We start from the raw sequence: 5,700 nt of genomic DNA, 5'->3' as shown, positions 1-5,700 counted from the left end.
TGGCCTGGGCTCTTGCATGGAACGTGGGAACCTGTCGCCCCGACACTGTCGCTGGCCCGTCAGGGTGGCGGCGAGAGGGAGATCCTCAAGCGGTCCACGCCGCAAGAGGCCGAGTACCGTCGCGGGGCACGGGGGCGGACCGTCTCGTAGTAGTGAGGAAGCCCGGTAATGCGGGTGGAGCCAAGGGGGCGGGTCATCCTGGTCTGTTTGGTGGTCAACCGGCGGTGCCGGGAGGAGCCAGGTGAGCGGACCGAAGTCGTTTGAGATTTCCAAGCACATGGTTTATGAGGCGTATCGGAGGGTGAAGGCGAACAAAGGTGTGGCGGGTGTCGACGGGCAGTCGATCGAGCAGTTCGAACAGGACCTGAGAGGGAACCTGTACAAGCTGTGGAATCGGATGTCGTCGGGGTGTTATTTCCCGCCGCCGGTGCGGATGGTGGAGATCCCCAAGCCGGAAGGTAAGGGGGTCCGGGTTCTCGGTGTGCCAACCGTCGCGGACCGGATCGCGCAGACAGTGGCGGCCATGGCCCTGGAGCCGGAGGTGGAGAAGATCTTCCACCCCGACTCCTATGGGTATCGGCCCCGCAAGAGCGCGCTGGACGCGGTGGGAGAGTGCCGGGAACGCTGCTGGCGAACCGACTGGGTTATCGATCTGGACATCAAAGGGTTCTTCGATAATCTGGATCATGATCTGGTCCTCAAGGCGGTGGCCCATCACACCGATCACAAGTGGGTCCTGCTGTATGTGGAGCGGTGGCTGACGGCCCCGCTCCAACGGCAGGACGGCACGTTGATCGCCCGGGATCGCGGGAGCCCACAGGGTTCGGCGATCTCACCGTTGCTCGCCAACCTGTTCATGCACTACGCGTTCGATGCCTGGATGGCCCGGGAGTATCCGGCCGTCGCCTTTGAACGGTACTGCGATGATGTGGTGGTCCACTGCCGGAGCGAAGCCGAAGCGCACCAAGTGCGGCAAGCGATCGCGCAGCGATTGGACGAATGCGGGGGGTTGCAACTGCATCCCGACAAGACCCGCATCGTGTATTGCAAGGACGGCAGGAGGCGTGGCTCGTACGAACACACCTCCTTCACCTTCCTCGGGTACGGGTTTCGCGTGCGGATGGTCCGGACGAGGCATGGAGTGTACTTCTTCAGCTTCAACCCAGCCATCAGCGACGAGGCCGCCAAATGCATCCGCGCGCAGATCCGTTCCTGGCGGCTACACAGACGCAGTGGAGCAAGCCTGAAGGACCTGGCTCACGAGATCAACGCCGTGGTGCGGGGGTGGATCAACTATTACGGCCGGTTTTATCCGTCCGCGTTGGTCCCCAGCCTCAACCGGATCAACGACTATCTGGTCCGGTGGATCGTGCAGAAGTACAAGCGGTACCGCGGCCGATGGATGCGAGCGCGAGACGCACTGGGCAGGGCCGCAGCGCTCCACCCGGGGGGTTTCGTCCACTGGCGGCTCTGCCGGCCGTGACCGGTAAACGACCGGATGATGGGAGCCGGGTAAGTCGAGAGGCTTAAGCCCGGTTCTACGAGAGCCGGGGGCTGAGATGCCCCCGGCTACTCACCGCAGGCATGATCGGTGTTCGCATGGCTCGGGGCCGGGGGAGTCGCGGGTGATGCGTCGCCACGGCATGATGATCTGCCATGTTGGTGCGCTTGGCCTACCTCGCCGTGACAAACACCTTCTCTTTCATTTCGGCGATGCTGGCGGTGCTGTCGCGGCTGCTTGGAGGCGTTGCCACGGGCCAGCAGCGTCAGCCAGCCGACAATCCTGCAGAGCATCACATAGATGAGACGCAGCGTCATGAGCCTCGAGCATGCCCGATCCCGGCCACTGGATCAGACAACGGAGCCGAGACATCCCCGCAGCCCACAACCATGAAACGGAGTATTGACACCCTTCAGGCTGGCGAGCAGCGTCGCGGCCACGGTTGGGCTCACCTCGCCGATGATCCCAGCGGTCGGCCCAGTCATGGTTTCCGAGAGCAGGTAGAGGTTGCCGACTCGGCGACGGCAGGTCATATCCGGGCGGACCCGGTTGTACTCGGCGCGTGATCAGGCATCAAATATGTGCGGTGCAGGAGACCCTTGAATGCCCCTCATCCAGGTCCGTCAGGAGCTTCGCCGGAGCAGTACGGTGCCGTCGAGCGGCTCACCTGTCCGCTCCACGCCCCGGCATCTCGAAGTTTTGACCGGGTTTGATTCCTTGCGCGCGAATGGCTGCGGCCTCCGCCGTTGGTAATCACTGATCCAATTCGGGCATGGAAACGGGCACGACTCCCGAAGATCGAGGTTCTCACACCAACCGATCCGGAGGAAGCCGTGCCCGTGGCCCTATCATCGCTGATCAGCCCGGTCGAGAGCGGCAACACAGCGGGCTCGGTGCCCGATCGGGTAACCCGCGAAGGCCTGCTTGACCCGCTTCCGCCGGATTTCCGACCAGCGGTCCACCCGAAACCTCCGGCATCCGCTGGCCTCGATCCTGGCACTGGCCGCGTGCGGGGTGGCCGTGGTCGGCGGAGACTCGATCATCGCGGTCTGGCACTGGGCCTCCGACGCGTGCCCGCAGGAAGTACTGGCCGAACTGGAGGTGTGGCGTGATCCGTTCACCGGGCTGCACGTACCGCCCAGCGAGCGGACCTTCCGCCGGGTCCTGGGCGAGGTCGACGGCGACGAGCTGGATCGCGAGGTGTGCGCTTACCTGGCCGGGCAGGCGCCCCGCCAAGCCGGCGCACCCGGCCATCCCGATACCCCCGATGCGGCTCGGCCGGAGACCGCCGAGCCGGCCGAGCCGGCATGGTCGAAGGAGCGCGAAGCCCGCCGGGCCCGCCGGCGTGACCGGGAACGTCACGCGGTGGCGGGGTTGCTGCCCGGGGCGGCGGCCGATGGCAAGGCCATCCGCGGAGCCCGCCGCGCCGACGGCCGCCGCCCCCAGCTGCTGTCGCTGTTCTGCCATACCCGTCATGCGACGCTCGCTCAGCGGGCCATCGATACCAAGACCAGCGAGGTGCCCGAACTCAAGCAGCTGATGGCCGGAGTGGATCTGACCGGGATGGTCTTGACCGCCGACGCCTTGCATACCGTCCGCGAGAGCGCCCGGCACCTGACCGAGGACCTCGGCGCGTACTATGTCATGATTTTGAAGGACAATCAGCCCGCGCTCCTGGCCGCGGCGATGGCCGTCCTGGCCGCTGGGACCGACGCCGAGCACGAGCGGGCCGGTACCGGTCACACCGAGATCGAGCGGGGCCACGGCCGCAGTGAACGCCGCACCATCCGTACCGCCCCCGCCGATGGCGTCGACTTCCCCGGCGCGGTTCAGGTCATGCGGATCGTGCGGCACATCGCCGATCTGCATGGCTCGGGCAGGAGTAAAGAGGTGGCCTACGCCATCACGAACCTGCCCGCTCACCTGGCCGGACCCGCCCATCTGGGCACCTACGTCCGTCGGCGCTGGGGGGTGGAGGCCATGCACCATGTCCGCGATGTCACATTCCGTGAGGACGCCGGCCAGATCCGTACCGGCAGTCTGCCTCAGGTGATGGCGACCTGCAGAAACCTCGCGATCGGCGCGTTCCGCCACGTCGGACACGTCAACATGGCTCACGCCCGGCGGCACTACCGAAACGACGCGCGCCGCCTGCTCACCCTGTTCGACCTATGAACTCAAATCACCCACGAGCGAGCACATCTTCAACATGCCGGGGCCGTGCCAAAGCACCTGATCAATCACAGGCGTGAATGGATACGTCGCCGCTCGTCTGGCCGCTGAGATCCGGCATCTGCCGGAGCAGCTGAAGCGGTCGCTGACCTGGGATCAGGGCGTCGAGATGGCGGGTCACGCCAGGTTCTCCCTCAGCACCGACATCCCGGTGAACTTCTGTGATCCGCATTCGCCCTGGCAGCGTGGCAGCAGCGAGAATACCAACGGCCTCATTCGCGAATATCTTCCGAAAGGGATCGATCTTACCTGCTATAGTCAGAGCGAGCTTAACGAAATCGCTGCAAGTTTGAATGAGCGACCTCGCTGAACCCTTGGATTCAAGACGCCGGCTGAGGAACTCAATAATCTACTTGCCGCAGCGGGTGATGCACTCACCGCTTGAGACCGCCCTTCCCTGACCGCTGACAGCATTACTCGGTTGAATCCAATCCACTGTCGACGATGGTCGGGATATTGAGGTCCGGCGATTCCAGAACGCTTTCTATCTCGATATGGCGTGGTTCTTTGGGAACGTGCGGCCCGGGTCGCAGCTCCTGAAAAATCTTCACGACAGTTGCCCCGGCGCTGCCCACCGCCGCTCCAGCCATACCGCCCACCACGGCGCCGAACAGTTTCGGCATGGTCGGCACCTCGATAGTGGCGCCGGCGATGACTCCCGCGCCCGTGGTCAGCACCGTTCCGGCCAACTCTGCCACCGGACGTGCGATTGTTCTGATCATTCCGATCCTGGTCGACTTCTGCGGTCCCCTGGCGACATTCGACAGCTCTGCCGCATAGCCTCGGATGGCTTGCCGCAGGCTCTCTTCGCGGGCGGATGTCGGTTCCCTTACCCAGGCTGCCCGCATTTCGAAGTACCGCTGTGCCGGATCGCCATCACGAACGGAGATGATCGCCCCGCTATCCGCCAGGGCAAGTGTGGTCATGGCTGGCAGCTTGACGATCATCTCGAAGGCGATTGGTGCGTCATTCCACGCTCGCCGCCTGAGGCTGGGGAACAGCGGGGCCGCGTGTCTTCCCAGGGCGCCGGGAATATTATGGCCGCACTGGAACTGCTGCGCCTGGCTCTGCTGGTAGCACAGATTAACCATGTCGACGAAGAACACCATATCCGGATAGAGGGGCGTGTTGTTCTTGCGGTCTGTTCGCTTGACCGCGACCAGCAGGTCTCGTGGCTTATCGAAATATTCATCAGCCGAGAGAAAGCCCAGTCTTCTGCCGACTGTGTTCCAGACTTCCGCACGTCTGACGCCAATGCCCCCGGTGAGCTCGGTGACACGCCGAGCCTCTTCGATGGCGTCCACGCGGAAAGGCTCCAGCCTGCTCCACATGGCCCGCAGCATGATGCTGTCGACCGCCAGTTCTCCCTGCTCGGTCAGAACACGCCGCAAAACGTTCCCGAAGGCCGCGCCCATATTCTCCGGCCATACCAGGTGGCTGCTAGGCCGGGAGATGTCGAAAACGTGATCAAGGCGCGCCGCAAGTTCTCTCGGGTCATTGGTGTACTGGTTCTCCTCGATGCCCAGTATCCGCTGGACGCCGATTTCTTCCAGGCTCTGAGCGAAGGTCTCCGTCGTGCCCGAGCGGAACGCCGGCTTGATCAGCCCTGATCTGAGCGCACGGAGGAAAATGGGTGACCCGGATCCCTCTATATGGTTGATGAGGTATCTACAGTTGAAAAAGAAGACATCTGGGATGACAAGGGGCTCAGGCTCGAACAGAAGATGGAACATCAAGCTGTCACGAAAGGCCTTGTCGTCGATTGAGTGTTCGATTCCTCCGTCGGTCGGAGAGAAGTACCAGCCTTGGGCACTCAAATCGCGCCGCGTACCCACAGGATGGATCATATTGCAGTACTACACCTTCATGCCGAACCCGGCAAGCCATCCACCAAGACAAGCCCATTTATCATCATTTTGGCCATCCCGTCCTGAACGAAATTTCGGAAACCCCTAGTACGGCAGCCT

The 5,700-nt window shown here is 63.4% G+C and carries 3 protein-coding genes and 1 pseudogene; 3 read left to right on the top strand and 1 reads right to left on the bottom strand.

Translation table 11 applies throughout. The annotated features are described in order from the left end of the window. Positions 1–277: 277 nt before the first annotated feature. From ltrA to Aple_RS51560, 3 genes and pseudogenes are all read left to right on the top strand, one after another. Positions 278–1,483, top strand: coding sequence for a group II intron reverse transcriptase/maturase (gene ltrA / locus Aple_RS51570; protein ID WP_155352146.1), 1,206 nt, complete (start codon positions 278–280; stop codon positions 1,481–1,483). Between the two features lie 942 nt (positions 1,484–2,425). Next, a complete protein-coding gene (locus Aple_RS51565) occupies positions 2,426–3,676 on the top strand; it encodes an ISAs1 family transposase (RefSeq protein WP_155352145.1) in 1,251 nt (416 codons plus the stop codon). Between the two features lie 85 nt (positions 3,677–3,761). Next, positions 3,762–4,043: pseudogene (locus Aple_RS51560) on the top strand (IS30 family transposase); the annotation flags it as partial. A gap of 103 nt (positions 4,044–4,146) precedes the next feature. Here Aple_RS51560 and Aple_RS51555 read toward each other — a convergent pair. Continuing rightward, positions 4,147–5,568: a hypothetical protein gene (locus tag Aple_RS51555; protein ID WP_155352143.1), complete on the bottom strand. Its 1,422-nt coding sequence runs from the start codon at positions 5,566–5,568 to the stop codon at positions 4,147–4,149. Positions 5,569–5,700: the final 132 nt, after the last annotated feature.

Origin of the sequence: Acrocarpospora pleiomorpha, from assembly GCF_009687885.1 — a bacterium.
Lineage (GTDB): Bacteria > Actinomycetota > Actinomycetes > Streptosporangiales > Streptosporangiaceae > Acrocarpospora > Acrocarpospora pleiomorpha.
The sequence above is the reverse complement of the archived record's forward strand: the minus strand, read 5'-3'. Positions and strand labels throughout refer to the sequence as shown.